Annotated in this window: 26 protein-coding genes; 11 read left to right on the top strand and 15 right to left on the bottom strand. The window is 73.0% G+C overall.

Going from position 1 to position 26,560, the window contains the following annotated elements; all coding sequences use genetic code 11:
- Positions 1-17 precede the first annotated feature (17 nt).
- Together L6241_RS02230 and L6241_RS02235 are read left to right on the top strand one after the other, a co-directional pair.
- Positions 18-1,283, top strand: coding sequence for a multidrug effflux MFS transporter (locus L6241_RS02230; protein ID WP_368244584.1), 1,266 nt, complete (start codon positions 18-20; stop codon positions 1,281-1,283).
- On the top strand, positions 1,283-1,666 hold the full coding sequence (locus tag L6241_RS02235) for a metallopeptidase family protein (RefSeq protein ID WP_240341654.1): 384 nt from the start codon (positions 1,283-1,285) through the stop codon (positions 1,664-1,666). The genes L6241_RS02230 and L6241_RS02235 overlap by 1 nt, the downstream gene beginning before the upstream one ends.
- A 33-nt stretch (positions 1,667-1,699) precedes the next feature.
- Here the strand turns inward: L6241_RS02235 and L6241_RS02240 are convergent, their stop codons facing one another.
- The 6 genes from L6241_RS02240 to L6241_RS02265 form a co-directional block, all read right to left on the bottom strand.
- A complete protein-coding gene (locus L6241_RS02240) occupies positions 1,700-2,932 on the bottom strand; it encodes an Ig-like domain-containing protein (RefSeq protein ID WP_368244585.1) in 1,233 nt (410 codons plus the stop codon).
- Positions 2,933-3,048: 116 nt separating this feature from the next.
- Positions 3,049-3,450 carry a cytochrome c oxidase subunit 4 gene (locus tag L6241_RS02245; RefSeq protein WP_123091944.1) on the bottom strand — a complete coding sequence of 134 codons (402 nt, stop codon included), beginning with the start codon at positions 3,448-3,450 and terminating at the stop codon, positions 3,049-3,051.
- The gene (gene ctaD, locus L6241_RS02250) at positions 3,447-5,126 is read right to left on the bottom strand and encodes a cytochrome c oxidase subunit I (RefSeq protein WP_368245137.1); all 1,680 of its coding nucleotides are present in this window, start codon (positions 5,124-5,126) and stop codon (positions 3,447-3,449) included. The genes L6241_RS02245 and ctaD overlap by 4 nt, the downstream gene beginning before the upstream one ends.
- 56 nt (positions 5,127-5,182) lie before the next feature.
- Positions 5,183-6,073, bottom strand: a complete 891-nt coding sequence (coxB, locus tag L6241_RS02255; protein WP_068275237.1) for a cytochrome c oxidase subunit II — start codon at positions 6,071-6,073, stop codon at positions 5,183-5,185.
- 147 nt (positions 6,074-6,220) lie between these two features.
- Positions 6,221-6,985 (bottom strand): leucyl/phenylalanyl-tRNA--protein transferase, encoded by a 765-nt coding sequence (gene aat, locus L6241_RS02260; RefSeq protein WP_368244586.1) that lies wholly within the window; start codon positions 6,983-6,985, stop codon positions 6,221-6,223.
- Positions 6,986-6,990: 5 nt separating this feature from the next.
- On the bottom strand, positions 6,991-7,977 hold the full coding sequence (locus L6241_RS02265) for a carbohydrate kinase family protein (RefSeq protein ID WP_368244588.1): 987 nt from the start codon (positions 7,975-7,977) through the stop codon (positions 6,991-6,993).
- 133 nt (positions 7,978-8,110) lie between these two features.
- Here L6241_RS02265 and L6241_RS02270 point away from each other — a divergent pair, with 133 nt between their 5' ends.
- Positions 8,111-8,458, top strand: coding sequence for a PadR family transcriptional regulator (locus L6241_RS02270; RefSeq protein WP_123091947.1), 348 nt, complete (start codon positions 8,111-8,113; stop codon positions 8,456-8,458).
- Positions 8,455-9,000, top strand: coding sequence for a hypothetical protein (locus L6241_RS02275; protein WP_368244589.1), 546 nt, complete (start codon positions 8,455-8,457; stop codon positions 8,998-9,000). The genes L6241_RS02270 and L6241_RS02275 overlap by 4 nt, the downstream gene beginning before the upstream one ends.
- A gap of 108 nt (positions 9,001-9,108) precedes the next feature.
- Here the strand turns inward: L6241_RS02275 and L6241_RS02280 are convergent, their stop codons facing one another.
- From L6241_RS02280 to L6241_RS02300, 5 genes are all read right to left on the bottom strand, one after another.
- Entirely contained in the window at positions 9,109-9,492 is a 384-nt protein-coding gene (locus tag L6241_RS02280; protein ID WP_068275223.1) for an iron-sulfur cluster assembly accessory protein, read from the bottom strand.
- A 138-nt stretch (positions 9,493-9,630) separates the two neighbouring features.
- Positions 9,631-10,797 carry a glycerate kinase gene (locus L6241_RS02285; RefSeq protein ID WP_368244590.1) on the bottom strand — a complete coding sequence of 389 codons (1,167 nt, stop codon included), beginning with the start codon at positions 10,795-10,797 and terminating at the stop codon, positions 9,631-9,633.
- Between the two features lie 24 nt (positions 10,798-10,821).
- A complete protein-coding gene (locus L6241_RS02290; RefSeq protein ID WP_368244591.1) occupies positions 10,822-11,412 on the bottom strand; it encodes a hypothetical protein in 591 nt (196 codons plus the stop codon).
- Positions 11,409-11,654 (bottom strand): hypothetical protein, encoded by a 246-nt coding sequence (locus tag L6241_RS02295; RefSeq protein ID WP_368244592.1) that lies wholly within the window; start codon positions 11,652-11,654, stop codon positions 11,409-11,411. Before L6241_RS02295 ends, L6241_RS02290 begins: the two co-directional genes overlap by 4 nt.
- A gap of 58 nt (positions 11,655-11,712) precedes the next feature.
- Complete coding sequence (locus tag L6241_RS02300; protein WP_368244593.1) at positions 11,713-12,795, bottom strand: glutathione S-transferase family protein; 1,083 nt, start codon at positions 12,793-12,795, stop codon at positions 11,713-11,715.
- A 130-nt stretch (positions 12,796-12,925) separates the two neighbouring features.
- On the opposite strand from L6241_RS02300, the gene L6241_RS02305 reads away from it, so the two are divergent.
- Entirely contained in the window at positions 12,926-14,329 is a 1,404-nt protein-coding gene (locus tag L6241_RS02305) for a DUF222 domain-containing protein (protein ID WP_368244595.1), read from the top strand.
- Between the two features lie 97 nt (positions 14,330-14,426).
- Here the strand turns inward: L6241_RS02305 and L6241_RS02310 are convergent, their stop codons facing one another.
- On the bottom strand, positions 14,427-15,797 hold the full coding sequence (locus tag L6241_RS02310; RefSeq protein WP_123093345.1) for a dipeptidase: 1,371 nt from the start codon (positions 15,795-15,797) through the stop codon (positions 14,427-14,429).
- A gap of 99 nt (positions 15,798-15,896) precedes the next feature.
- On the opposite strand from L6241_RS02310, the gene L6241_RS02315 reads away from it, so the two are divergent.
- Entirely contained in the window at positions 15,897-16,484 is a 588-nt protein-coding gene (locus L6241_RS02315; protein ID WP_068275200.1) for a DUF3043 domain-containing protein, read from the top strand.
- 84 nt (positions 16,485-16,568) lie between these two features.
- Here the strand turns inward: L6241_RS02315 and L6241_RS02320 are convergent, their stop codons facing one another.
- Positions 16,569-16,766, bottom strand: a complete 198-nt coding sequence (locus L6241_RS02320; RefSeq protein ID WP_123093346.1) for a hypothetical protein — start codon at positions 16,764-16,766, stop codon at positions 16,569-16,571.
- On the bottom strand, positions 16,763-17,869 hold the full coding sequence (gene gcvT / locus L6241_RS02325) for a glycine cleavage system aminomethyltransferase GcvT (protein ID WP_368244596.1): 1,107 nt from the start codon (positions 17,867-17,869) through the stop codon (positions 16,763-16,765). The genes L6241_RS02320 and gcvT overlap by 4 nt, the downstream gene beginning before the upstream one ends.
- Before the next feature lie 71 nt (positions 17,870-17,940).
- On the opposite strand from gcvT, the gene L6241_RS02330 reads away from it, so the two are divergent.
- The 4 genes from L6241_RS02330 (at position 17,941) to L6241_RS02345 (ending at position 24,028) form a co-directional block, all read left to right on the top strand.
- Positions 17,941-19,473: a leucyl aminopeptidase gene (locus L6241_RS02330; protein WP_191564160.1), complete on the top strand. Its 1,533-nt coding sequence runs from the start codon at positions 17,941-17,943 to the stop codon at positions 19,471-19,473.
- Between the two features lie 171 nt (positions 19,474-19,644).
- Entirely contained in the window at positions 19,645-21,021 is a 1,377-nt protein-coding gene (lpdA, locus tag L6241_RS02335; RefSeq protein WP_191564161.1) for a dihydrolipoyl dehydrogenase, read from the top strand.
- Between the two features lie 119 nt (positions 21,022-21,140).
- Positions 21,141-23,120, top strand: coding sequence for a 2-oxoglutarate dehydrogenase, E2 component, dihydrolipoamide succinyltransferase (gene sucB, locus L6241_RS02340; RefSeq protein ID WP_368244597.1), 1,980 nt, complete (start codon positions 21,141-21,143; stop codon positions 23,118-23,120).
- Between the two features lie 5 nt (positions 23,121-23,125).
- Complete coding sequence (locus L6241_RS02345) at positions 23,126-24,028, top strand: TIGR01777 family oxidoreductase (protein WP_368244598.1); 903 nt, start codon at positions 23,126-23,128, stop codon at positions 24,026-24,028.
- 43 nt (positions 24,029-24,071) lie between these two features.
- On the opposite strand, the gene L6241_RS02350 is transcribed toward L6241_RS02345, so the two are convergent.
- Positions 24,072-25,745, bottom strand: coding sequence for a protein kinase (locus L6241_RS02350; protein WP_368244599.1), 1,674 nt, complete (start codon positions 25,743-25,745; stop codon positions 24,072-24,074).
- Between the two features lie 67 nt (positions 25,746-25,812).
- Between L6241_RS02350 and L6241_RS02355 the strand changes: the two genes are divergently transcribed.
- Positions 25,813-26,544, top strand: a complete 732-nt coding sequence (locus tag L6241_RS02355; protein WP_368244600.1) for a Type 1 glutamine amidotransferase-like domain-containing protein — start codon at positions 25,813-25,815, stop codon at positions 26,542-26,544.
- Positions 26,545-26,560: the final 16 nt, after the last annotated feature.

Here is a 26,560-nt window from a genome sequence, read left to right on the forward strand (position 1 = left end):
GACGAAGGGGCCCGGAGGTGACCACCTCCGGGCCCCTTCGTCGTGCCCCGGCGGCCTCGAGCGCGCCGGTGGCGGTCATGGTCGTCGTCCTCGCGGTGCTCGGCATGTTCGGGCCGCTGTCGATCGACACCCCCTTCCCCGCCTTCACCCAGATGGGCCGCGACCTCGGCGTCGGGAGCACCGCGCTGCAGCAGGTCGTCAGCGTCTACCTGCTCTCCTTCGCCGCCATGAGCCTCTTCCACGGCCCGCTGAGCGACGCAGTGGGGCGCAAGCCCGTCATGGTCGGCGGGGCGGTCGTCTACGCCCTCGCCTCCGTCGGCGCCGCCCTCTCCCCCTCGCTGCCCGTCCTGCTGCTGTGCCGCGCCCTCCAGGGCGCCTCGGCGGGTGCGGGCACCATCGTCTCGCGCACGGTCGTGCGCGACCTCTACGAGGGACCCCGGGCCCAGCAGCTGATGAGCGTCATCGCCATGGTCTTCGGCGTGGGCCCGGCGATCGCCCCCCTCCTCGGCGGCTGGTTGCTCCACCTCGGCCCGTGGCCGGTGATCTTCTGGTTCCTCGCGCTCTTCGGTGTCCTCATCGCTGCCGCGGTCGTGCTCCTCCTGCCCGAGAGCCACCCCGTCGATCGGCGCACCCCCCTTCGCGTCGGGAGCGTCCTGGGCAACGTCGCCGCGGCCGCCCGAGACGGACGCTTCCTCGTCCTGTGCGGGGCCAACGCCTTCTCCTTCGCCGCGCAGTTCCTCTACATCGCCGGGGCACCGATCGTCGTCGTAGAGATCCTCGGGCTCGGGGAGCAGGACTTCTGGCAGCTCTTCGTGCCGATGGTCGTCGCGATGGTGAGCGGCTCCTTCGTCGGCGGACGGCTCGCCGAGCGCGTGCCCGGCCCCCGGCTCGTCGCCAGCGCCCAGGTCGTCGCCGTCACCGGTGCGGTCGTGGCCGCCGTCCTCGCCGCCACCCCGGGCACGTCGGCGCAGATGCCCTACGCTCTCGTCGGTCTCGTCATGGTCTCCTTCGCGACCGGTCTATCGCTGCCCGTCTACCAGATCGCCCTGCTCGACGCCTTCCCGCGCGCGCGGGGCACCGCCGCGTCCGTGAGCACCTTCCTCATGCTGCTGCTCAACTCCGCGCTCGCCGGTCTCGTCGCGCCGCTGGCCGGGGTGTCGATGCTCGCCTTCACCTCGACCAGCCTCGGCCTGCTGCTCCTCGGGGTGGCCCTGTGGTGGCTGCACCGGTGGGCCGACCCCGACCGGCGTCCGCAGCCGGCGACCGAGCAGGCGGCAGCGTAGTGGAGGCCGTCGACGACGCGACCTTCGAGACGGTCGTGCACGAGGCGCTCGACGCCGTGCCCGAGCAGCTCATGCGGATGGCCGACAACCTCGCGATCTTCGTCGAGGACGAGCCCACCGAGGAGCACCTCGACCCCACGCTGCCCCCCGACGAGGCGGGCGACCTGCTCGGCATCTACCTCGGCACCCCGCTCACCGAGCGCGACGCCTGGTGGGCGGCCGGGTCGCTGCCGGACCGGGTCGTCCTCTTCCGGGGGCCGCTCACCCGGATGTGCGAGGACCTCGACGAGCTGCGCGAGGAGGTCGCGATCACCGTCGTGCACGAGATCGCGCACCACTTCGGGATCGACGACGCCCGCCTCCACGCGCTCGGCTGGGGCTGACCCGCCCCGATCAGCGCAGAGCGCTGTGCCCGATCAACGCAGAGCGCTCTGCTCCTGCCACCCGGCGTAGTCGTACTGCCATACCCCGATGCCCTCGGTGGGCTGGAACTCCCGCGAGGAGCCGGTGAAGTCCACCGGGTCGCCCGGGATGGAGCTCTCGTACATCCAGCGAGCGGCGGCGGGCGCGAGGTTGACGCACCCGTGCGAGACGTTGCTCGAGCCCTGCGCACCGACCGACCAGGGCGCGGAGTGCAAGAACTCCCCCGTCCAGGTCACCCGGACGTTCCAGTCGGTGTCGATCTTGTAGTAGCCCGGCTCGCCCTTGTCGATCCCGATCGTCTCGGAGTCCATCGTCATCTTCGCCTGCTTGCCGATGACGACCTTCATCCCCGACCGGGTCTCGGTCTGCGGGCCCGGCTTGCCGCTCGAGACGGGGAAGGAGCGCACCGTCTCGCCGTCACGCGTGACGCGCAGGCGGTGCTGCGCGATGTCGACCGTCGTCAGCTGCTGCCGGCCGATGGTCATCGTGCCGGAGACGTCGCTGCTGACCCACTTGTCCTCGCCGGTCTGGAAGCCCGTGAGCGGCGCGTCGAGGGTCACCGTCGTGCCGGGCTTCCAGAAGGACTTCGGGCGCCACATGAGCTGGCGGTCGTCGAGCCACCCCCACGACCCCTGAGTGCGCGGAGAGGTGGTCACCGTGACGGCCTTCTCGATCGCCCGGCGGTAGCGGGCAGAGGTCACGGCGGAGTCGAACTGCAGGCTCACCGGCATCGCGACCCCGACGGTCTGCCCGTCGTAGACCATCCCGTAGGTCGCGGTGACCGCGGGCTCGTGGGTGCGGAAGGTCGAGCGCGAGGTGCGCTCGACGCCGTCCGAACCAGTGCTGCGCGTCGTCACGGAGTACCTCGACCCCGGCGCAAGACGACCCGTGCTCTTCCACTGCGAGCCCGTGACGCGTCCTTCGACCGCGCTCCCGCCAGCGGTGCGCACCGTCACGCCGTCGAGCTGCCCGGTCATCGCCTGGACGGTCACCGGCTGGTCGGGCATGACGTCACGGGCCCCGTCAGCAGGTGAGAGCTTGAGCCGGGCGGGCCGGGCGGGTGCCGACGTCGTGCTCGACGTCTGCCCGTCGGTCGACCCGCTCGTGCCCGAGCCCGTCGCGCCCGCCGTCCCGGTGCCCTCGGCCCCCGACGTGCACCCGGCCAGCAGCAGGCCTGCTGCCGCACCGTACGCGGCCCAGCGGCCGCCCTTCGCTCCCCTGCTCATCGAGGTGCCCCTCTCCCCTGCTCGTGCGGCCCCTGCAGGCCCGGTCCTCGGACGACGACGCCGCGGCGACCTCGACCGGTGGTCGTGGTCGCCGCGGCGTCAGCCGGCATGCGTGCTCAGTGGGCGTGCTCGCCCTTGTAGTACTCGAAGACCCAGCCGACGAGGGCGAAGACGCCGAAGACCGCGCCCAGGACCGCGACCCAGATGCCGACGGCGACACCGAGGAAGATGATCGACCCGGACAGCGCCAGCCACAGCGGCCACCACGAGTACGGGGCGAAGGAGCCGTAGCTGCCGGCCTGCTGCTCGATCTCGCCGTCGAGGTCGTCCTCGGGGCGAAGAGGGAGCTTCGCGGCCGTCTTGGCCAGGTAGAAGGCGATCATCACGCCGAGACCACCGGCGAGGTAGAGCCCGACGAACCCGACCGGCTCGTCCCACTGCGTCACCAGGCCGTAGATCGTGGCGACGAGGAAGAAGAAGACGGCGAGGATGCCGAAGAGCTTGTACTCGGGCTTCATGCGTTGTCCTCACGGGTCGAGCGGACCGTGGCCGTCGCCGGGTCGCCGGCACCGCTCGGGGTGAGCGCACGGGGCGCGTACTCCGGGTGGTGCAGGTCGAAGGCCGGGCGCTCGGAGCGGATCCGCGGGATCGAGGTGAAGTTGTGCCGCGGGGGCGGGCACGAGGTGGCCCACTCCAGCGAGGCGCCGTAGCCCCACGGGTCGTCCTGGTTGACGTCCGGGGCGGTCGTCTGCGTCTTCCACACGTTGTAGAAGAAGGGGAAGAACGAGATCGCGAGGATGAAGGCGCCGACCGTGGAGATCTGGTTGGCCAGCTGGATGTTGTCCTCGGGCATGTAGTCGGCGTAACGACGCGGCATGTTCTGCACACCCAGCCAGTGCTGGATGAGGAAGGTCGTGTGGAAGCCGATGAAGAGCAGCCAGAAGTGCCACTTGCCGAGGGTCTCGTCGAGCATCTTGCCGGTGAACTTCGGCCACCAGAAGTACGTCGCCGCGAAGAAGCTGAAGACGATGGTGCCGAAGAGCACGTAGTGGAAGTGCGCGACGACGAAGTACGTGTCGGACACGTGGAAGTCCAGGGCGGGGCTGGCGAGGATGATGCCCGTCAGACCACCGAAGAGGAAGGTCACGAGGAAGCCGATCGTCCAGATCATCGGCGTGTCGAAGACGAGCTTGCCGCCCCACATCGTGCCGATCCAGTTGAAGAACTTCACGCCTGTCGGCACCGCGATGAGCATCGTCATGATCGCGAAGAACGGCAGGAAGACCTGGCCGGTGACGTACATGTGGTGGGCCCACACCGAGACCGACAGCGCCGCGATGGCGATCGTCGCGAAGACGAGCGTCTTGTAGCCGAAGATCGGCTTGCGGGAGAAGACCGGGATGATCTCGGAGACGATGCCGAAGAACGGCAGGGCGAGCACGTAGACCTCTGGGTGCCCGAAGAACCAGAAGAGGTGCTGCCACAGCAACGTCCCGCCGCTCTCCGGCGCGAAGATGTGCCCGCCGAAGCGCCGGTCCACGCCCAGGCCGATGAGCGCGGCCGCGAGGACCGGGAAGGCCATGAGGACGAGGATCGAGGTGATGAGCACGGTCCACGTGAAGATCGGCATCCGGAACATCGTCATGCCGGGCGCGCGCATGCACAGGATCGTCGTGATGAAGTTGACGGCGCCGAGGATCGTGCCGAAGCCACCGAGCGCGAGGCCCCAGACCCACAGGTCGCCGCCGAGGCCGGGGCTGTAGGTGGGGTTCGACAGCGGGGTGTACGCCGTCCAGCCGAAGCTCGCGGCGCCGCCCGGGGTGAGCAGACCGGCGCCGGCGATGACACCGCCGAAGAGGTAAAGCCAGTACGCGAACATGTTCAGCCGCGGGAAGGAGACGTCAGGGGCGCCGATCTGCAGCGGCATGAGCGCGTTGGCGAAGCCGGCGAAGGCCGGGGTCGCGAAGAGCAGGAGCATCACCGTGCCGTGCATGGTGAACATCTGGTTGAACTGCTCGGGGTTGTCGACCACCTGCAGACCGGGGGCCCACAGCTCGGCGCGGATGACGAGGGCCATCACGCCACCGATGAGGAACCACAGGAAGGAGGTGACGAGGTAGAGGTTGCCGATGACCTTGTGGTCGGTCGTCGTCAGGTACTTGTAGGCCTGCGTACCGGCCCGCTCGCGCCTCATGACGCGGCGGTCCTCGGAGTCGGTCGTCCGGTTGACGATCCCGGTGATGCCGGACATCAGCGTGCCCCTTCCTCGAGCAGTTCGGCCTCGCCCGGCGCGAGCTTCTCGCGGTTGAGGTCGGTGGGCAGCAGCCCGGTCTGGCCCTTCGCCTCGAGGTCGGCCATGTGCTGGTCGAACTCCTCCTGGCTGACGACCTTGACGTTGAAGAGCATCTGGCTGTGGTAGGCGCCGCAGAGCTCGGCGCACTTGCCCTGGAAGGTGCCGGTCTCGGTCGGGGTGACCTGGAGGCGGTTGACCAGGGAGGGGTTGAGGTCCATCTTCTCGAGGAAGGCGGGGACCCAGAAGGAGTGGATGACGTCACGCGAGGTGAGCTGGAACTCGACGCGCTTGTCGACCGGCACGTAGAGCGTCGGCAGCGTCTCCTCGACACCCGGCTTGCCGTCGAGCTCGGCCATGAGGCCGCTCTCGTGGACGTCGGCGTCGACGTAGTTGAAGTCCCAGCTCCACTGCTTCGCGGCGACGTTGATCGTCACGTCGGGCGTCTGCGAGACGTCGTGCAGCTCGGACTGCGCCTCCTCGGTGAAGTAGAAGAGGGCGCCGACCATGAGGATCGGGACGACCGTGTAGAGGATCTCGAGGGGGACGTTGTACTGGAGCTGGACGGGCAGGCTGCCGTCGTCGTCCTTGCGACGGCGGTACGCCACCATGCACCAGATCGTCAGGCCCCACACGAGGACGCCGACGGCCAGCGCGGCGATCCAGGAGCCGATCCAGAGGTTCTCGACGAGCTTGGACTGCTCCGTCGCCCCCTGGGGCAGGTAGCCGTTGGCAGGGTCGGTGTGGATACCGACGGCGCTGCAGGCCGAGAGCGCGAGAGCGGCGACGGCAAGACCGACGACGCCGATCCGGCGACGAGCTCGACCGATGTGGCGGTCAGGACGAGGCAAGGGACACCAACCTGGGACGGGACGGACAGTGGAACACGAGCAAAGGTACCCCAGTCGGCTGGGAGGTCCGGGACCGGGGGCGCCGCCCGCAGGGGTGTGGCGAGCCCCGTCGAGCCCCCTGTCGCCGAGCGGTCGCCGGCGGTGTCCTCACGGCCCCCACGGCGCCGGCAGGACGGCCCGGGCGAGGTCGGGCTGGGGCTCGCGCAGGGCGGCGGCCAGGCGCCTCGCGTAGGCGGTCCGTGACAGGGTCGTCACGCCGAGAGACTCGAGGTGCTCGGTGGGCCACTGGGTGTCGACGAGAGCAGCAGGACGCGAAGGGGTGAGCACCAGCCCGTCGAGGGCGACGAGGGCGACCTTCGAGGCGTCGCTCACCCGGTGGAACATCGACTCCCCCGCGAAGAGGCCGCCGATCGCCAGGCCGTAGAGACCCCCGACGAGATCCCCTTCGCCAGGTTCCCCCTCCCACACCTCGACGGAGTGCGCCCAGCCGAGGAGGTGGAGGGCCCCGTAGGACAGGCGGACGTCGTCGGTGATCCACGCACCGGGTCGGTCGGGATCGGCGCAGGCGGCGACGACGGCGTCGAAGGCGAGGTCGACGCTCACGCGCAGCCGCCGGCAGGAGCGGCGCAGCGAGCGGGTCATCCGCAGCGCGCCGGGCAGCAGCACCCCCCGCTCCTCGGGGCGCCACCAGCCGACGGGCGGGCCACCGAGGTCGCCCACCCCCATGGGGAAGAGACCGTGCCGGTAGGCCTCGAGCACGGTGCCGGGGCGCAGGTCGGCGCCGATCGCCACGAGGTCCTCCCCCGGCGTGTCGCGGACCGAGGCGAGGTCGACACCGGCGGGGCCGGGGTCGACCGGCGGGTACGGGACCTGCGGGGACCGCGGCGCAGAGCCGCTCGCCCCGGGCGTCACGACGCTCAGGCCGCGGCTGCCAGGGCGTCGACGAGCAGGTCGGCGCTCGCGTCGCCGTACGCCTCGCGGAAGCGGGCGACGAAGTCCTCGCGCCCCAGCTCGTACTCCTGGGTGCCGACGGTCTCGATGACGTAGGTCGCGAGCATCGAGCCCACCTCGGCCGACTCGCGCAGCGGCAGGCCGATGGCGATGCCGGTGATGAAGCCGGCACGGAAGGCGTCGCCGACCCCGGTCGGGTCGGCCTTGCGCACCTCACGGGCAGCGGGGACGACGACCGGCTCGGGCAGCTCGGCGCCGGTGATCCGCACGCCGTCCTTGCCCAGGGTCGTCACCCGGAAGCGCACCCGCGCGGTGATCTCGTCCTGGCTCCAGCCGGTCTTCTGCTCGGTGAGGTGCGACTCGTACTCGTTGGTGATGAGGTACTCGGCCCCCTCCACGAGGTCGCGGATGAAGGCGCCGTCGCTGAAGGCGAGCTGCTGGCTCGGGTCGGCGACGAAGGGGATGCCGCGCTTGCGGCACTCGTCGGTGTGCCGGCGCATGGCCTCGGGGTCGTCGGGGCCGACGAGCACGAGGTCGAGGCCCCCGAGGCGGTCGGCCACGGGCCCGAGCTCGATCTCGCGGGCCTCGGACATCGCGCCGGCGTAGAAGGTCGCGATCTGGGCCATGTCGTCGTCGGTCGTGCACACGAAGCGAGCCGTGTGCTGCGTCTGGGAGACGCGCACGGAGGCGCAGTCGACGCCGTGGCGCTCCAGCCACGAGCGGTAGTCGGCGAAGTCCTCGCCCACGGCCCCGACGAGCACGGGGCGCTGGCCCAGGCGCGCCATGCCGAAGCAGATGTTCGCGGCGACGCCCCCTCGTCGGATGTCGAGCTTGTGGGCGAGGAAGCTCAGCGAGATCTTGTCGAGCTGGTCGACGACGAGGGAGTCGGCGAAACGGCCCGAGAAGGTCATGAGGTGGTCGGTGGCGATGGATCCGGCGATGGCGATGCGCACCGCCGCACTGTATCCGGCAGGTCGCCACGCCCACGGCCCACGGCCCGGGGTCGTCGAGACCGCCCCGCCGCGGTCCCGTGCTGTGCATCGTTTGGTACTTGACATCGCTAGGTAGCGGGTGGACAGTTGCGCCATGCCCACCCACGACCCGCAGATGCTCAAGGGAGTCCTCGGGCTGCTGCTGCTCAGCGTGCTGTCGACCGGCGACAGCTACGGCTACGGCCTCGTCACCCAGCTGCGCGAGGCCGGCTTCGACGACCTCGCCGAGGGCACGGTCTACCCGGCCCTCACCCGGCTCGAGGGTGCCGGTCTCCTCGCGTCGCACCTCGTGCGCAGCGAGTCCGGCCCGGCCCGCAAGTACTACGGCCTCACCGAGGCCGGCCGGGCCGAGCTCGTCGCGCGGCGCTCCGCCTGGGAGCACCTCGTCTCGTCCGTCCAGACCGCGACCACCGTGTCGCCCACCTCAGGGGAGAGAGCATGACGATCATCGACCGGGCCCGGATCGAGTCCGCGATCCTGCGCTACGACTTCTGGCTCGAGATGCGCGGCGTGCGCGGGTCGCGACGCCGCGACCTGCGACGCGAGCTGCGCGCCAACCTCGCCGAGGCGAGCACCGACGTCGGCACGACCCGCGCGCTCTTCGGCATCGGCTCCCCCAAGGAGCTCGCCTTCGGCGCCACGGAGACCGACCCGACCCGCCCGCGGTGGTCGCAGGCCGCGATGGCGGCGGCTGGCGTCTTCACCGTCGTCCTCTTCGGCTGCGTGCTCACGGCGATCGCCTTCACCTCGGGCGTCGAGGCGAGCGGGGCGACGGGGCGCGAGGTGAGCGGCGCGGTCTTCCCGTGGTTCGGGGTCGACTACACCGCCCAGGTCGACCCCGGCCGCAGCTACTCCGCCGGCGCAGGGGGCATCGGCGGGTACCTCCTCGGGCTGCCGCTGCTCACCTTCGTGCTCGTCGCCCAGCCGTGGCGGCTGCTGCGCCGGGGCCACCGCGCGCCCGCGGCCTCCAGCCCGCGGGCCTGAGAGCTCGAGCCGAGGCCCCGGACCCGCAGACGACGACGGGCCTCTCACCGCGAGGTGAGGGGCCCGTCGTGCGTGGTGAGCTCGTGCTCGCTCACCGGCAGCGCTCGATCAGCTGAAGGAGTCGCCGCAGGCGCAGGAGCTGCCGGCGTTGGGGTTGTCGATCGTGAAGCCCTGCTTCTCGATCGTGTCGGCGAAGTCGATCGTCGCACCGGTGAGGTACGGGGCCGACATCCGGTCGACGACGACGCCGACGCCGTCGAAGTCGCGGACGAGGTCGCCGTCGAGGGTGCGCTCGTCGAAGTACAGCTGGTAGATCAGGCCGGAGCAGCCACCGGGCTGCACACCCACGCGCAGGCGGAGGTCGTCGCGACCCTCCTGCTCGAGGAGGGACTTGACCTTGCCAGCCGCGAGGTCGGTGAGCAGCACGCCGTGGGTCTCCTCGGCGGTGGCCTGCTCGGTGGTCGTCGTGACCGTCTCGTCCTGGACGCTCATGGTGATCCTCACGTGTCTCGGGGGGCGGGCGTAGATCCCGTCAGCGGGATGAACACCGGGGGTGCCGGAGATCTTCCCGCACCCCCAATGTACGTCAGGGCGAGCCGAGGGCGGCAGCCCCGGGGTCGTAGCGCGCGGTCAGCGACCCGGTGACCACGTGGCCGCGACGCGGCTGACCCGGGCGGTGAGCCTCGGCACCGGGTCGGCGAGCGAGGCGTCGAGGTCGGCGAGCGACTCGGCGACGGCGTAGACCCCGCTCGCCCCCATCGCCATCGCCTCGCGCCGACCGAGGAGCACCCGGCCGGCGACGACGACGACGGGCGTGCCGTGGCGGCTCGCCGCGGTGCACACGCCGCTGACGACCGTGCCCTGGCGCGACTGCCAGTCCAGGCAGCCCTCGCCGGTGAGGACGAGGTCGGCCGCGCCGACGAGCATGTCGACCCCGACCGCCTCCAGCGTGGCGTCGACGCCGCTCACGCGTCGGGCCCCGAGGACGAGCAGCGCGTAGCCGATCCCACCGGCGGCGCCGGCCCCTGGCTCGCGGTCGAGCCGGCGAGGTCGGCCGGTCAGCAGGTCGGTCGGCGCCGGGTGCGCCGCGGTCACGGCGGCGACGAGGTGCCCGAGGGCGCCCTCGAGGTCCTGGGCGAGCTGCGGGCTGGCGCCCTTGTCCTCGGCGTGGCTCGCGCTCGCCCCGTCGAGACCGAGCAGCGGCACGTCGACGTCCGTCGCCGCGACGAGCTCGACGCCGCGGAGGGCCTCACGGGCCCGGGGCACGACGTCGACGAGGTCGTCGGGCGCCACCGCGCCGAGGCCCAGCCCCCCGCGGGTGAGCGTGCCCTCCCCGAGCCCGGCGAGGACGGCGAGCATCCCGGCGCCGGCGTCGTTGGTGGCCGACCCGCCGAGCCCGACGACGACCCGGTCGGCGCCCGTCTCGACCGCGGCGAGGACGAGCTCGCCCAGACCGGCGGAGGTCGTCACCGCCGGGTCGCGCTCGTTGGCCTCGAGGAGGTGCAGCCCGACGGCCTGGGCGCTCTCGACCCAGGCCGTGCGCCGCTCGCCGTCGGTCGTCACGAGGACCGTCGCGGGCACCGGCCGGCCGAGCGGGTCACCGACGGTGACGAGCACGCTCTCACCGCCGATGGCCCCGGCGAGGACGTCGAGGAACCCCGGACCGCCGTCGGACAGGGGCAGCAGGGTCAGCAGGTCGTCCGGAGCGGCGCGGCGCCAGCCCTGGGCCATCGCCTCCGCCGCCTGGGTCGCGGTGAGCGTGCCGGTGAAGCAGTCGGGGGCGATGAGGACGTGCACGGGAGGTGACTGTACCGAGCGGGCTCAGCCTGCGTCCGGCCCCAGGGCGCCGCCGCGCTCGGCAGGTCGTCCGGTGTCGCGGACGAGGTAGAGCCACGGGAAGGCCCGGCAGCCGACCTGCCACCCGTCCCTGGCGTAGTGCTCGGCGGGACGGCTCCACACGACGCGGCGGTGCTCCCACTGCGTGTCCGTGCGCTCGACGAGGTGGTAGAACATGCCCGCGCCGACGGTGCGCCAGCCCTGCCGACCGGCGATCTCGAGCTCGGCGAGCTCGTCGAGCGCGGTCACGGGACCGAGCCGACGTCGCTGCCCGGTCGTCCCCGCGCCGGGCTCTGCGGCGCCGCCACCGGGGTCGGTCTCGGAGCCGAAGCGCTGCTGCACCGCCTGACGACTCATGCCGAGCACTCCCCCGATGGCCGCCCAGCTGTGCCCGTGGGCCCGGGCGGCGGCGACCGCCTGGCGCAGCAGGTCTCGGGTCACCTCGTCGGCCTGGGCGGCCCGACCGACGATGGCGAGGTGGTCGTCAGCCCGCTCGGGGTCGACCCCTTCGCCGAGGACGGCCCGCCCGACCCGGTCGGCGAGACCCTGGTCGACGACCTGCGGCCGGTCGCTCACCGCTCGTCCGCCCCGTCACGGCTGGGCAGCCACATGCTGTCCTCGTCGGGGTCCGCGTCCGAGGACCACACCCGCCGACCGAGGAGGTAGGCGCCGCCGACCATGAGCGCGACCGTCGCACCCTGGAAGGCGCCGTGGACGAACCCCGAGTCGACGACGAGGCTGCCGACGAAGGTGAGCGCCCCGAGGGCGATGAAGGTCAGGCCCGATCGCATGAGGAGTGAGACGTGCCGAGGAGTCATGCGTCAACCTTAGGTTGACGAGCCTATGGACGTCAACGCATCGTTGACAGGTGAGTCGTCAGGCGGTGCGCACGAGCCCGGTCGCCGGGTCGACGTGCGGGTTGTGCTCGACCGGCACCCGCTCGCGCTCGGGCACCGGACCGGGGGCGGTCGCCCCCGGGGCGAAGGGGGACCCCCCGAGCGACTCGCGACCGTGCGGCTCGGCCCAGCCTGACAGGTCCGGCCCGAGGGGCACGACGCCGGTGGGGTTGATGTCGCGGTGGACTCCGTAGTAGTGCGCCTTGATGTGCACGAAGTCCGTCGTGTCGCCGAAGCCGGGCGTGGTGAAGAGGTCGCGCGCGTAGGCCCACAGGACGGGCATCTCGGTGAGCTTCGAGCGGTTGCACTTGAAGTGCCCGTGGTACGCGGCGTCGAAGCGGGCGAGGGTCGTGAAGAGGCGCACGTCGGCCTCGGTGATGTGCTCGCCGACGAGGTAGCGCCGGGTGGACAGACGCTCTTCGAGCCAGTCCAGCGCCGTCCACAGCCGCTCGTAGGCGGCATCGTAGGACTCCTGCGTGCCGGCGAAGCCGCAGCGGTACACCCCGTTGTTGACCTCGGTGTAGACGCGCTTGTTGACCTCGTCCATCTCGGCCCGCAGCTCCTCGGGCCACAGGTCGGGCGCCCCCTCGCGGTGGTGGTCGCGCCACTGCCCGGACATGTCGTAGGTGATCCACGGGAAGTCGTTGGTCACGACCTGACCGGAGGGGATGTCGACGACGGCCGGGACCGTGATGCCGCGCGGGTAGCCGGGCACCCGCGCCTCGTACGCGTCCTTGATCCGCGGGATCTGCAGCACCGGGTCGAGGTGCCCCTCGTCGAGGTCGAAGGTCCAGCTGTCGGCGTCGTGGGTCGGACCGGCCACCCCCATGGAGATGGCGTCCTCGAGCCCCAGCAGGCGGCGCACGATGATCGCGCGGTTGGCCCACGGGCAGGCGCGGGCCACGACGAGGTGGTAGCGACCGGCCTCGACCGGCCACTCCTGCTCCCCCACCGGCATGTCGCTCCCGGGCCCCTTCGCGGGGTCGGGCTCGGCGAGGATGCGGTCGCCGATGTAGTTGGTGTCCCGGGTGAAGTCCTGCTCGACGTAGCTGCCCTGTGCCATGCCGCTCACCCTAGATGTCGTGACCGGTCGCCTCGCCGGTCGCGCGCCGCCCGTTGTCGGTGGTTGCCCCTAGCGTTGGTCCATGGCACCGACGCCCGCTCCGACCACCCCGATCAGGGGTGTGCGGTCCGTGCCCACGGGCAGCGCCGCGGTCGGCTGGGCCTGTGCTGGTCCGGCTCCCGGTGTCCCGATCCGACAGGCGACCGCCACTGGCGCCGGCACCGCGCCCGACGACCCGATCACCTGGGCCGAGCGCCGCGACGCGCTCGACGCCGCGGTGCGGGCCTTGCGCGGCTTGAGCAGCGCGATCCACCAGGCGTGCGGGTCCGAGCTCGTCGAGGTCATGGGCGTCCTGGACGAGCTGACCACCCTGGCCGCTGCTGGGCGCTACGTCGTCACCGCGCAAGCGCACATGCGCGGTGAGGTCGCCCAGTCAGACGCCCCGTCCCTACCGGCCTGGGTCAGGGAGCACGCCGTGAGCACCCGCCAAGGAGGGTGCGGCACCATCGCCCAGGCCGTGCTCGACCTGTCCCGACCCGTCAACACCCTGCTGCGCGACGCCGTCGAGTCCGGCATTTTGACCCTGCCGGTGGCGCGCACCGTCATCACCGAGATCTCCCGGATCGAGTCGCGCCTGGTCGACGGCGCCCGCGACAGCGTCCTGACCGCGATGATCGAGATGGGCCGCCTGCACGGATCGGCAGGTGTGCGGTCGGTGCGCCCCGAGCTGCTCGCGAGGCACGGCGCCCCCGGCGAGCTGCAGACCGAGCAGGACCGCCTGCGCCGCGGGCGCAGCCTCTCCCGACCCGTCGTCGACGACGGGTTGCACGAGTACCGGCTCGTCCTTGGCCCCGAGGGCGCCGCCGTCCTCGAGGCCGCCATCGAGGCCCTGTCCGCACCAGCCCCGACCCAGGACGAGGACACCGGCACCCGCGAGCCCGACCTGCGCACCAGCGACCAGCGCCGCGCCGACGCCCTCGTCGAGGTGGTGCGCACCGCGGTGGCAGGCATGGACACCAGGGCCGGACGCGGCGCCAAGGCCACCCTGCTGCTCACCATGACCTACGACGACCTCCGTGCACGCACCGGTGCGGCGCGCACCCTCGGCGGCCTCGACACCGGCACCCTCCTCGCGCCCGACACCATCCGCCGCCTGGCCTGTGACGCCGAGGTCATCCCCGTCGTCCTGGGCAGCCGCAGCCAGGTCCTCGACCAAGGCACCGCGGTCCGGCTTGTCACCCCCGCGATGACCCGCCAGCTGTGGCTGCGCGACGGCGGCTGCACCTACCCCGGCTGCACCACCCCCGCGCGGTGGACCGACGCGCATCACCTCATCCACTGGGCCGACGGCGGACCCACCGACCTCAGCAACGCCGCCCTGCTCTGCGCCCGCCACCACACGATCGTCCACGCCCGCCGCCTCCACGGACACCTCGACACCGAGCCGTCCGACAACGGGCCACCACACGTCGTCTGGGACCTCACCCCCGGCTCCTACGACCACGCCCTGACGATCCTGCCCCGCGCCGGCTGAGGACAACCCCGCGCCGGGTGAGGTGCGCGCCCGGGTCTCGTGGGATCCCGGTGGATGTCGTGGGATCCCGGAGGAGGGGCGAGCGGGCCGAGCGCGCTCAGCCGCGGGGCATCGCGCCGAGACGGGCGAGGAGCAGCGCCTCTGCCGCGCAGGTGCGCTCGAACTCACCGAGGTGCAGCGACTCGTTCGCGCCGTGGGCGCGGGTGTCGGGGTCCTCGACGCCGGTGACGAGGATCGCCGCGTCGGGGAAGCGCTCGGCGAAGGCCTGGACGAAGGGGATGGACCCGCCGATGCCGACGTCGACCGGGTCGGTGCCCCACGCGTCGGCGAAGGCGGCGCGGGCCTGGTCGTAGACCGGCCCCTGCGCGTCGGCGGCGAAGCCCCAGCCCTGCTCGTCGAGCTCGACCTCGACGGTGGCGCCCCACGGGGCGTAGTCGGCGAGGTGGCGCTGCAGCGCGGCCCACGCGTCCTGCGGGTCCTCCTGCGGGTGCAGGCGCAGGTTGATCTTCGCCCGCGCCGACGCGTTGAGCACGTTGCCCGCCTCGTCGACCGCGGGGGCGTCGATGCCGATGACGACGGCGGCCGGCTTGGTCCACAGCCGCGAGAGGATCGAGCCGGTGCCGATGAGCTCGGTGCCCGGCAGCAGGCCGGACTCCTCGCGCAGGCGCGCCTCGTCGTAGTCGAGCTCGGGGGCGTCGGTGGCCTTGAGGCCCTCGATCGCGACGTCGCCCTGGTCGTCGTGGAGGGTGGCGAGCAGCCGGGCGAGGGTGGTCAGGGCGTCGGGGCAGGCCCCGCCGAACATGCCGGAGTGCACGCCGTGGTCGAGCGTGCGCACGGTGACGACGGCGCGGATCGAGCCGCGCAGGGTCGTCGTGAGCGCCGGGGTGCCGATCGCCCAGTTGAGCGAGTCGGCCAGGACGATCGCGTCGGCCTCGAGCTTGTCGCCGTGCTCGGAGAGGATCCGCGGCAGCGACTCCGAGGCGATCTCCTCCTCGCCCTCGACGAAGATGCGCACGCTGCACGGCAGATCGCCGGCGTGCGCGCGCAGCGCGGCGACGTGGGCCATGACGCCGGCCTTGTCGTCCGCGGCGCCCCGGCCGTAGAGCCGCCCGTCGCGCTCGGTGGGCTCGAAGGGGTCGGTGTCCCAGTCCTCGAGGGCCCCGGGGGGCTGGACGTCGTGGTGCGCGTAGAGCAGGACGGTCGGCGAGCCCTCGGGGCCGGCGACGTGGCCGATGACGGCGGGGCGTCCCCCTTCGCTGACGATCTCGACATCGAGGCCCTCCGCCCGCAGCAGCTCCGCGGTCGCCTCGGCGCTGCGCTGCACCTGGGCCTGGTCGAAGGAGTCGAGGCTGACGCTCGGGATGCGGGTGAGCGCCTCGAGGTCGGCGCGCACACCGGGCATGAGGTCACGCACGCGGTCGCGGATGGTCTGGATCTGGTCCTGGCTGAGCACGTCGGGCGAAGTCACGTGGGGGACGCTACCGCGAGGGCGTGCGCGCGCCCCCGCGGCGGGCCGCGCCGTCGGGGCGGCGGGGAGCGGGTGGTGCGTGCACCTAGACTTCACGTCGTGTTCGGACGCAAGAGCAAGAGCGAGCAGGAGCTCCAGGAGCAGGCCGCGCTGTCGGATCGCCCTCGGGGCGACGGGGCGAAGGGTCGACCGACCCCGAAGCGGCGTGACCAGGAGGCCGCCCGCCGGCGCCCGCTGGTGCAGAACGACCCCAAGGCCGCGAAGAGCGCCGACCGGGCCGCGCGCCGCGAGCAGAGCATGAAGATGCGCCAGGCGATGATGACCGGCGACGACCGCAACCTGCCCCCGCGCGACAAGGGCCCGGTGCGCCGCTACGTGCGCGACGCCGTCGACCGCCGCTTCAACCTCGGCGAGATGCTCCTGCTCCTCATGCTCGCCGTGCTCGTCATGTCGGTCATCGCGCCGAGCATCGCCACGCTCTTCTTCCTTGGCGTCTACGTCCTCTTCGCCCTCGCCGTCCTCGACGCGGTCCTGCTGTGGCGCCGCACGAAGAAGGGCATCCTCGCGAAGTTCGGCGAGGACACCGATCTCAAGGGCCTGCCGATGTACGCGGGGATGCGCAGCTTCCAGATGCGCCGGACCCGGATGCCCAAGCCCCAGGTCGAGCGCGGCGCGCCGCTGTCCTGACCTCTCGCCCGCACGACGAAGGGGTGCCCCGGACCGAGCGGTCCGGGGCACCCCTTCGTCATGGGTGGTGCGGGTGCGGTGCGGTCAGGCGGGGTCGAGCGGCATCGGGCCGTAGACCTCGGCGTCCTCGTGCAGCAGGGTCACCGCGGTGACGCCCTGCTCGGCGAGATCGGACCACTCCCCCGCGAACCACGACTCGGCGTCGGCCTGCGTCGGGAAGTCGGTCGAGGACGAGGGCGCGCCCTCGCCGCCCTCGTAGCGGAAGCGCCAGCGCTCGGTCATGACGCGCGCACCTGCACCTGGACGAAGGGGGGCTTGACGACCTCGGCGGGCAGGTCGCGGCCGCGGACGTCGACGACGACCTGGGAGCCGAGGCTCACCGAGCGGTCGAGGAGCGCGAGGGCGATCCCCTCCTTGCGCGTCGGGCTGAAGGTGCCCGAGGTGACCTCGCCGACGACGGTGCCCTCGGCGTCCTTGACCGCGCAGTGCGCGCGGGGGATGCCGCGGCCGGTGACGACGAGACCCTTGAGCACGCGCGACTCCTTCGCGACGCGCTGGGCGACGAGTGCCTCCTTGCCCCAGAAGTTCTCCTTCTCCCAGCCGACCGCCCACGCGGAGCCGGCCATGACGGGGGTGATGTCGAGGCTGAGGTCGTTGCCGTGCAGCGGGTAGCCCATCTCGGTGCGCAGGGTGTCGCGCGCCCCGAGACCGGCGGGCAGACCGCCGCGCTGCGTGACCTGCTCCATGAGGGCCGCCCACAGGGCCGGGGCCGCCGAGCTCGGGGCGACGAGCTCGTAGCCGCGCTCACCCGTGTAGCCCGTGCGGCACACGGTGATCGGCGTGCCCTGGAAGTCCGCCTCCTCGAAGGACATGTACTCGTGGTCGACGGGCAGCCCGAGCGCGGTGAGGACCTCGTCGCTCAGCGGGCCCTGGACGGCGAGCACGGCGTAGTCCTCGTGCTGGTCGGTGACGCTCACGCCCTCGGGCGCCTCGTCGCGCAGCATCTGCACGACGGTCGCGGTGTTGGCGGCGTTGGGGATGAGGAAGACGTCGTCCTCCGAGCGCAGGTAGGCGATGAGGTCGTCGACGACGCCCCCGGTCTCGGAGCAGCACAGGGTGTACTGCGCCTTGCCCGGCTCGATCCGGCCGAGGTCGTTGGTGAGGCAGCGGTTGACGAAGGCGGCGGCGCCCGGGCCGGTGACGTTCGCCTTGCCGAGGTGGCTGACGTCGAAGACGCCGACGCGCTCGCGCACCGCCGTGTGCTCGGCGACGACACCGCCGCCGGGGTACTCGATGGGCATCTGCCAGCCGCCGAAGTCGGCCATCTTCGCGCCGAGGTCGACATGGGCCTGGTGCAGCGGTGAGGTGCGCTGGGTCTGCGTCATGCGGCGAAGGCTACTCGTCTCAGGATCCGGGATAGCGTGGTGACGGATCGCACCCCACCGGAAGGACACCCGTGCCCCGTCTCGCCCTCGGCAACACCTCCCTGGCCGGCTACTCCGGCGACACCGTCGTCGTCGGCCTCCGCCCCGCGGAGAGCCCGAAGGGGGGCCGCCGCCGCAAGGACGCGGCGCCCGCCGCGCAGGTCGCCACCGGCGTCGAGCTCGACGCCGCGCTGGCCGACGAGATCGCCTCGCTCGTCGAGGTGCTCGCCCCGAAGACCGCGCTCGGCAGCACGACGCTCGCCGCCGCGCCCGCCGGTCTGCGCGCCCGCACCCTCCTGCTCGTCGGCCTCGGCGACGACGCGCCGACCACCGAGACCCTGCGTCGTGCCGCCGGCGCCGCCACCCGCGCCCTGCCCAAGGCCAGCTCCGTGCGCCTGCTGCTCCCCCATGACGGCCCCGCGCAGCTCGCGGCGATCGCCGAGGGTGCGCTCAGCGGCTCCTACTCCTTCACCGCGCACAAGTCCGCGGACGCCGAGGGCGGGCTCGAGACCGTCGAGATCGGCACGACCCTGGGCAAGGAGCACGCCCCCAAGGACGTCCTCGCCCGCGCCGAGGTCCTCGGCCGCGCCGTCGCCTGGGCGCGCGACCTCGTCAACACCGCGCCCAACCTGCTCTACCCCCAGTCCTTCGCCGACCGCGTCGCGGAGACCGTCAAGGCCAGCCCGGGCAAGATCAGCCTCACCGTCCTCGACGAGAAGGACCTGGCGAAGGGGGGCTTCGGCGGCATCGTCGGCGTCGGCCAGGGCTCCTCTCGCCCGCCGCGCATCGTGCAGATGACGTACACCCCGTCGCGCTCGCGCAAGGCCCCCCACGTCGGGCTCGTCGGCAAGGGCATCACCTTCGACACCGGCGGCGTCTGCATCAAGCCGGCCGCCTCGATGGCGACGATGAAGTCCGACATGGCCGGTGCCGCCGCCGTCGCGGCGACCGTCGTCGCCGCCGCCGAGCTCGAGGTCCCCGTCGCCGTCTCGGGCTACCTGTGCCTCGCCGAGAACATGCCGGGCGGCAACGCCCAGCGCCCCGGCGACGTCGTGACGATGCGCAACGGCATGACCGTCGAGATCCTCGACACCGACGCCGAGGGCCGCATGGTGCTCGCCGACGGCATGTCGCTGGCCGCCGAGCAGGGCGCGGAGGTCATCCTCGACATCGCGACCCTCACCGGCGCCTGCATGGTCGCCCTCGGCCCGGACATCTACGGCGTCATGAGCAACGACGAGTCCGTGCGCGACGCCGTCGGCGTCGCGTCGGCCGCGACCGACGAGCCGTCGTGGCCGCTGCCGCTCCCGCGCGACCTGCGCCCGGGCCTGGACTCCTTCGTCGCCGACATCGCGCACAAGGCCGACCGGATGGGCGGCGCCCTCACGGCGGGCATCTTCCTCGAGGAGTTCGCCCGCACGAAGGACGGCGAGACCATCCCGTGGGCGCACCTCGACATCGCCGGCCCGTCCTTCCGCGACGGCGGTGCGCGCGACCACCTGCCCAAGGGGGGCACCGGCGTCGGCGTCGCGACGATGCTGCGCTACCTCGAGGACCTCGCCTGACCCGGCACCGCTGAGCACGACGCCCCGCACCCGGCCCCGGGTGCGGGGCGTCGTGCGTCCCGGCCGTGGTCGGGCTCCGTGCGTCCTGGCCGTGGTCGGGCGCTCTGGGCGCAGCCTCTACGCTGTGCCCCGTCCGTCACCCCGGGCACCACTGATGCAAAGGAGCACACCGTGGCAGACCCCACGACCCCCTTCGACCTCGTGATCCTCGGAGCCGGCAGCGGCGGGTACGCCTGCGCGCTGCGCGCGCGCCAGCTCGGGCTCACCGTCGCCCTCGTCGAGGAGGCCGAGGTGGGCGGGACCTGCCTGCACCGCGGGTGCATCCCGACCAAGGCGATGCTCCACGCCGCGGAGGTCGCCGAGGCGTCACGCCACGGGGCGGGGATGGGGCTGCGGACCTCCTTCGAGGGGGTCGACGTGCCGGCTCTGCACGCGTACAAGGACAAGGTCGTCGGGCAGCTGCACAAGGGTCTCGTCGGTCTCGTCACCCAGTCGGGCACCGAGGTCGTGCCCGGGCGCGGGCGGCTCGTCGACGCGACGACCGTCGAGGTCGAGGGACGCCGGGTCACCGGCCGCACCGTCGTCCTCGCGACGGGCAGCCAGGCCCGGACCCTCCCTGGCGTCGAGCTCGGCCCGCGCGTCATGACGAGCGACGGCGTCCTGCGCATCGAGGAGATCCCCGAGCGCGTCGCCGTGCTCGGTGGCGGTGTCATCGGGTCCGAGCTCGCGTCGGTCTTCGCCGGCCTCGGGTCGCGCGTCACGATCGTCGAGGCGCTCGACCGCCTCGTCGCGGGCGAGGAGCCCGCGATCAGCAAGGTGCTCGAGCGCAGCTTCAAGAAGCGCGGCATCACCACCCGCACCGGCGCCCGCGTCGCCTCGGTCGAGGCCGGCGCGGACACCGTCGTCGTGCGTCTCGAGGAGGGCGACCCGCTCGAGGTCGAGCTCGTCGTCGTCGCCGTCGGTCGCGGTCCGCGCACCCAGGACCTCGGGCTGGAGGAGGTCGGCGTGCGCACCGAGCGCGGCTTCGTGCCGACCGACGAGCGGCTGCGCACCGACGTCGAGGGCGTGCGCGCCGTCGGCGACCTCGTCCCCGGCCTGCAGCTGGCCCACCGCGGCTTCGCGCACGGCATCTTCGTCGCCGAGGACGTCGCGGGCCTGGAGCCCGCGCCCGTCGTCGACGTGCAGATCCCGCGCGTCACGTACTGCGACCCCGAGATCGCATCGGTCGGCCTCACCTCGGCGCAGGCGCAGGCCGCCGGTCACGAGGTGGCCAGCTCGACCTACCCGCTCGGCGGCAACGGACGCAGCATCATCCGCGGCACGAGCGGGTCGATCACCGTCGTGCGCGAGGTCGACGGCCCCGTGCTCGGTGTCCACATGATCGGCGCAGGGGTCAGCGAGCTCGTCGGAGAGGCCCAGCTCATGGTCGGCTGGGAGGCCCATCCCGAGGAGGTCGCCTCGCTCGTGCACGCCCACCCGACCCAGGGCGAGGCCCTCGGCGAGGCGGCGATGCTCGCCGCCGGGCGACCCCTCCACGCCCACGCCTGATCGCCCTGACAAGATGGGCAGCCAGCACGTGACCTGGCTCTCCATCGAGCCTGTCCGCGTGAGAGTGTGAGACCCAACGACCGCGACCAGCGTGATGTCGACGAAGGAGAAACAACGCCATGTCAGAGCGCGTGACCATGCCGGCCCTCGGGGAGTCCGTCACCGAGGGCACCGTGACTCGATGGCTCAAGAGCGTCGGCGACAGCGTCGAGGTGGACGAGCCGCTCCTCGAGGTCTCGACCGACAAGGTCGACACCGAGATCCCCTCGCCCGTCGCGGGCACCCTGCAGGAGATCCTCGTCGAGGAGGACGAGACCGTCGAGGTCGGCGCGGACCTCGCCGTCATCGGTGACGGCGACGCCCCCGCGAGCTCCGGCTCCGACGAGGGCGGCGCCGACGACAGCGCCGACGAGCAGGCCGAGTCCCCCGCCGCGAGCGAGGACGCCGCCGACACGCAGGAGCAGCAGGCCGAGGCGGAGGAGGAGGCCACCGCGCCGAGCACCGCCGAGGACGAGCCCGCCAAGAAGCCCCAGGCCGAGACCGCGAGCACCGACGAGGGCCAGAAGGTCCAGATGCCGGCGCTCGGCGAGTCCGTCACCGAGGGCACCGTCACCCGCTGGCTCAAGGCCGAGGGCGACGAGGTCGAGGTCGACGAGCCGCTCCTCGAGGTCTCCACCGACAAGGTCGACACCGAGATCCCCTCGCCCGTCGCGGGCACGCTCACCTCGATCCTCGTCCAGGAGGACGAGACGGTCGAGGTCGGCGCCGACCTCGCGGTCATCGGCGGGTCCGGCGGCGGCTCCGCGGAGGAGCCCCAGCAGGAGGCCCCGAAGCAGGAGGCCCCGAAGCAGGAGGCCCCGAAGCAGGAGGCCCCGAAGCAGGAGGCCCCGAAGCAGGAGGCCCCGAAGCAGGAGGCCCCGAAGGAGCAGCCGGCGCAGGAGACGCAGGAGAGCGCCTCCTCCGAGGACACCGACGACAGCGCCCAGAAGGACGAGTCCCTCCCCGAGGACGGCGAGGGCGGCGACGTCGCCGACCAGCCGGCCGGTCAGTCCGCCCCCTCCACCGGTGGCGAGTCCGCGGCGACCCAGCAGGCCCCGGCCTCGGGCTCGAGCACCTCGGCTCCCGCCTCCGGCGACAGCGCCCCTCAGGACGCGTCGAAGTACGTCACCCCGCTCGTGCGCAAGCTCGCGGCCGACAACGGCATCGACCTCGCCGACGTCCAGGGCTCCGGCGTCGGCGGCCGCATCCGCAAGGAGGACGTCCTCGAGGCGGCCCGTGCGAAGAACGCCCCCGCCGAGCAGCCAAGCGCTCCCGCGGCCCAGGCCCCGGCAGCGCAGGCCCCGGCGTCCTCGAGCACCCCGCCCCGCGGCATGGAGAGCAGCGTCTCGCCGAGCAAGCGCGGCACCCGCGAGAAGATGACCCGCCTGCGCAAGGTCATCGCCCAGCGGATGGTCGAGTCGCTCCAGGTCTCGGCCCAGCTGACGACGGTCGTCGAGGTCGACATGACCAAGATCGCCCGGGTCCGTGCCCGCACCAAGGCCGACTTCGAGCGCCGCGAGGGCACGAAGCTGTCCTTCCTGCCCTTCATCGCGCTCGCGACGGCCGAGGCGCTCAAGCAGCACCCGGTCGTCAACTCCAGCGTCGAGGGCGAGGAGATCGTCTACCACGGCTCGGAGAACCTCTCCATCGCCGTGGACACCGAGCGCGGTCTGCTCACCCCGGTCGTGAAGAACGCCGGTGACCTCAACGTCGCCGGTCTGGCGCGCGCCATCGCAGACGTCGCCGAGCGCACCCGCGCCAACAAGATCACCCCGGACGACCTGTCCGGCGGCACCTTCACGATCACCAACACCGGCAGCCGGGGTGCGCTCTTCGACACCCCGATCCTCAACCAGCCGCAGGTGGCCATGCTCGGCACCGGCGCGATCGTCAAGCGTCCGATCGTCGTCACCGACGCCGACGGCGGCGAGACGATCGCCGTGCGCTCGATGATGTACCTGGCCCTGTCGTACGACCACCGTGTCGTCGACGGCGCCGACGCCGCTCGTTTCCTCGGGACCGTCAAGGCGCGTCTCGAGGAGGGCAGCTTCGAGGCCTGAGCAGCATGCACGTCCGAGAGCGCGTCGTCGTCGCCGGGTCCTCCGGTCTGATCGGCAGCGCGCTCTCGGCGTCCCTGCGCGCGCGCGGCACCGAGGTCGTCCGTCTCGTGCGGCGCGAGCCGAGGTCCGCCGACGAGCGACGCTGGGACCCCTCGAGCGGTGAGCTCGACCCGACGGTCCTCGAGGGCGCCGACGCGGTCGTCTGCCTCTCCGGCGCCGGAGTCGGCGACCAGCGGTGGACCCCGTCGTACAAGCAGCTCATCCTCACCTCGCGGGTCGAGACCACCCGCACCCTCGCCCGGGCCGCCGCCTCGGCCGGCGTGCCCCGGATGGTCGCCGGGTCGGCCATCGGCATCTACGGCGACCGCGCCGACGAGGTGCTCACCGAGGACTCCGCGCCGGGCCACGGCTTCCTCACCGAGGTCGTCCGGGCCTGGGAGGAGGCCGCCGACCCCGCCCGTGACGCCGGCATGTCCGTCGCTCACGCCCGCACCGGGCTCGTCGCGACCCGCGACGGCGGCGCGACCGGGCCGCTGCTGCGTCTCGGCCGCCTGGGCCTGGGCGGCCCGCTCGGACGCGGCCGGCAGTGGTGGCCGCTCATCTCCCTCGACGACGAGGTCGCGGCGCTCGTGTGGCTCCTCGACGCCGACGTCGAGGGCCCGGTCAACCTCGCCCCGCCCCAGCCCTACCGCCAGCGTGACGTCGCCCGGGAGATCGGGCGCCAGCTGCACCGTCCCGCCGTGCTCCCGGCTCCCTCGCCGGCGCTGCGGGTCGTCCTCGGCGAGTTCGCCGGGGAGATCCTCTCCTCCACCCGTGTGCTGCCGACCCGTCTGTCCGACGGCGGCTTCGCGTGGGAGCACCCTGATCTGCCCACCCTGGTTCGCTGGATGCTCCGCGAGCAGGGCTGAGCCCGCACTGGCCTCCGCCCAGACACCACGACGACCACTCGGGTCAGGGCTCGCGCAGGTCGACCACCCGCCATCGCCCGTCGCGGTAGGCCAGGTGCACGTCGGTGACGACGGCCGGCTGGGCCGGGCGTCGCCGCGCGGCCGGTCCGCTCACGGAGTACGCCGAGGTGGCGATGCTCGCGCGGAGCACGACGTCGGTGCTGCTCGAGCTGCGCACGAGCGACACGCCGCTCACGCGATGGGCCAGCCCGGTGTAGCGGTGACCGCCCTCGCCGAGCCGCCGCAGCACTGCGCGGTCGGCCCGCTCGGCCGGCGAGCCGGGCACGACGAGACGGGCGAGCAGGTCACCGTCCTGCTCGGTGAGCACCCGGGCGCGCAGCCTCGCCAGCTCCGTCATGAGCTCGGCCGGTCGCTCCCGCGCAGCGCGGGGGTCGAGCGCGGCCTCGCCCTCGGCCGGCTCCCCCGCAGCGGCACCGCCTCCGGAGCCCGACGTGCTCGACGTCGACGCCCCCGGCGCCTGCTCGGCCTGGGCGAGCCGCTCCCAGGGCACGAGCACCGAGAGCACGACGGCGAGCGCGAGAGCCGCTCCGGGCAGCACCCACGACCGCACGGTCGAGCGGTCCACCGCGCCGGCGTGCGCACCCCCGCCGCGATCCCGCGCGGCGTGACGCCGACCGGCCGGAGCGGGCCGCCGACCCGTCCGTGACGTCGACGCCGGCGCCGGCTCGTCGCGGCTCAGGTCGATCTCGTCGTCGCGCCGCCAGGGCCGCCACCAGCGCCGCGGCTCCTCGAGGGTGAGGTCGCGCTCCCACACGGGCAGGTCGTCGGGGTGGATGTCGGCCACCGCCGCCTCGCGGATGCGCCGGGTGAGCGAGCTGTCGACGTCGCAGGGCACGACGAGGACGAGCGGCTCCGCGTCCGCAGCGGCGAAGACCCGAGCGGCGACGTCGTCGACGTCGGGCCGGGCGGCGGGGTCCGGCTCGAGGCACTCCTCGACGACGGCCCGCAGCTCCGGCGGCGCCTGCGGCGCCACCTCGGCGAGGACCGGCCGGGTCGCCCGGTGGCCCGGAGCCGCGCCGGTGAGGCAGGCCCAGGCGATCGCACCCAACCCGAAGACGTCGCTCGCCGCCGAGGGCTGCCGGCCGAGGGTCACCTCGGGTGCGACGTAGCCCTCGGTGCCCCACAGGTCGGCCTCACCGGGGTCGACCCCGACGAGCCGCGACCAGCCGAGGTCGGACCACACCGGGCGCCCGGTCGAGTCGAGCAGGACGTTGCCGGGGCTGACGTCGCCGTGCACGACACCGAGCCGGTGCAGCTGCCCCAGCGCGGTGGCGAGCGGCACGAGCACGGTCACGCACTCCCCCGCGCTGAGGAAGCCGCGGGCGCGGACCACGTCTCGAAGACTGCCGCCCGCCATCCAGTCGAGGACGAGGACGGGGCGGGGTCCCCCTTCGCCCTGCGTCGTCGCCCACCCGTGGACGCCGACGCAGTGCTCCAGGGCGCTCTGCGCGAGCAGCTCGTGCTCGCGCAGGGCGCGCTCGTCGGCGTCCGCGTCGAGCACCTTGAGCGCGACGAGGGAGTCGTCGCTCTCGCGCCGGGCGCGGTAGACGGTCGAGGTGCCGCCCCGCGCCACCCGCCGGGTGACCCGGTAGCCGGGCACGTGCGGCAGGTCGGCGGTGGGGTCGAGCGTGCTCACGGGGTGCGGCGACTCGTCCATGCCTCCAGGCTGCCCGAGGGGGCCGACCTCGCCGCGGAGTCATCCACAGGCCTGGTAGGACAGGAGCATGACCGCTGCCGAGCCGACGATCCTCGCCACCTCCGGCGGCTACGCCCGTCCCGAGGGCGGTGACCTCGCCCTCGGCCCGCTCGTCCACCACGCCATCGGGCTCTCTCGCCCGCAGGGTCGCCCCCGGGTCGCGCACCTCGGCACGGCGAGCGGGGACCAGCGCTCCTTCAACGCCCAGCTCGGCGAGGCCGCCTCTCGCGCGGGTCTCGAGCTCACCCACGTCAACCTCTTCCCCATGCCGACGCTCGACGACGTCGAGGCCCACCTCCTCGCGCAGGACGTCGTGTGGGTCGGCGGCGGGTCGGTCGCCAACCTCCTCGCGGTGTGGCGGGTCCACGGGCTCGAGCAGACCTTCCGCCGGGTGTGGGAGGCGGGCGTCGTCCTCGCCGGGGTGAGCGCGGGCTCGATCTGCTGGTTCCGCGGCGGGGCGACCGACTCCTTCGGCCCCGAGCTGCGGGCCGTGCGCGACGGTCTCGGGCTGCTCCCCTTCGACAACGGCGTGCACCACGACTCCGAGGCACGCCGGCGCCCCACGATCCACCGTCTCGTCGCCGACGGCACCTTCGGCGAGACGCACTGCACCGACGACGGCGCCGGCCTGCACTACGAGGGCACCGAGCTCGTCGGGTGCGTCACGGAGCGGCCCGGGGCGCGCTGCTACCGCGTGACGAAGGGGGACGACGGCGCGGCCGTCGAGGTCGCGCTGCCGACCGTCGAGCTTGCCCGGTAGACGGCGGCAGATGACC

The sequence above is a fragment of the Janibacter sp. Y6 genome (assembly GCF_040900765.1).
Taxonomy (GTDB): domain Bacteria; phylum Actinomycetota; class Actinomycetes; order Actinomycetales; family Dermatophilaceae; genus Marihabitans; species Marihabitans melonis.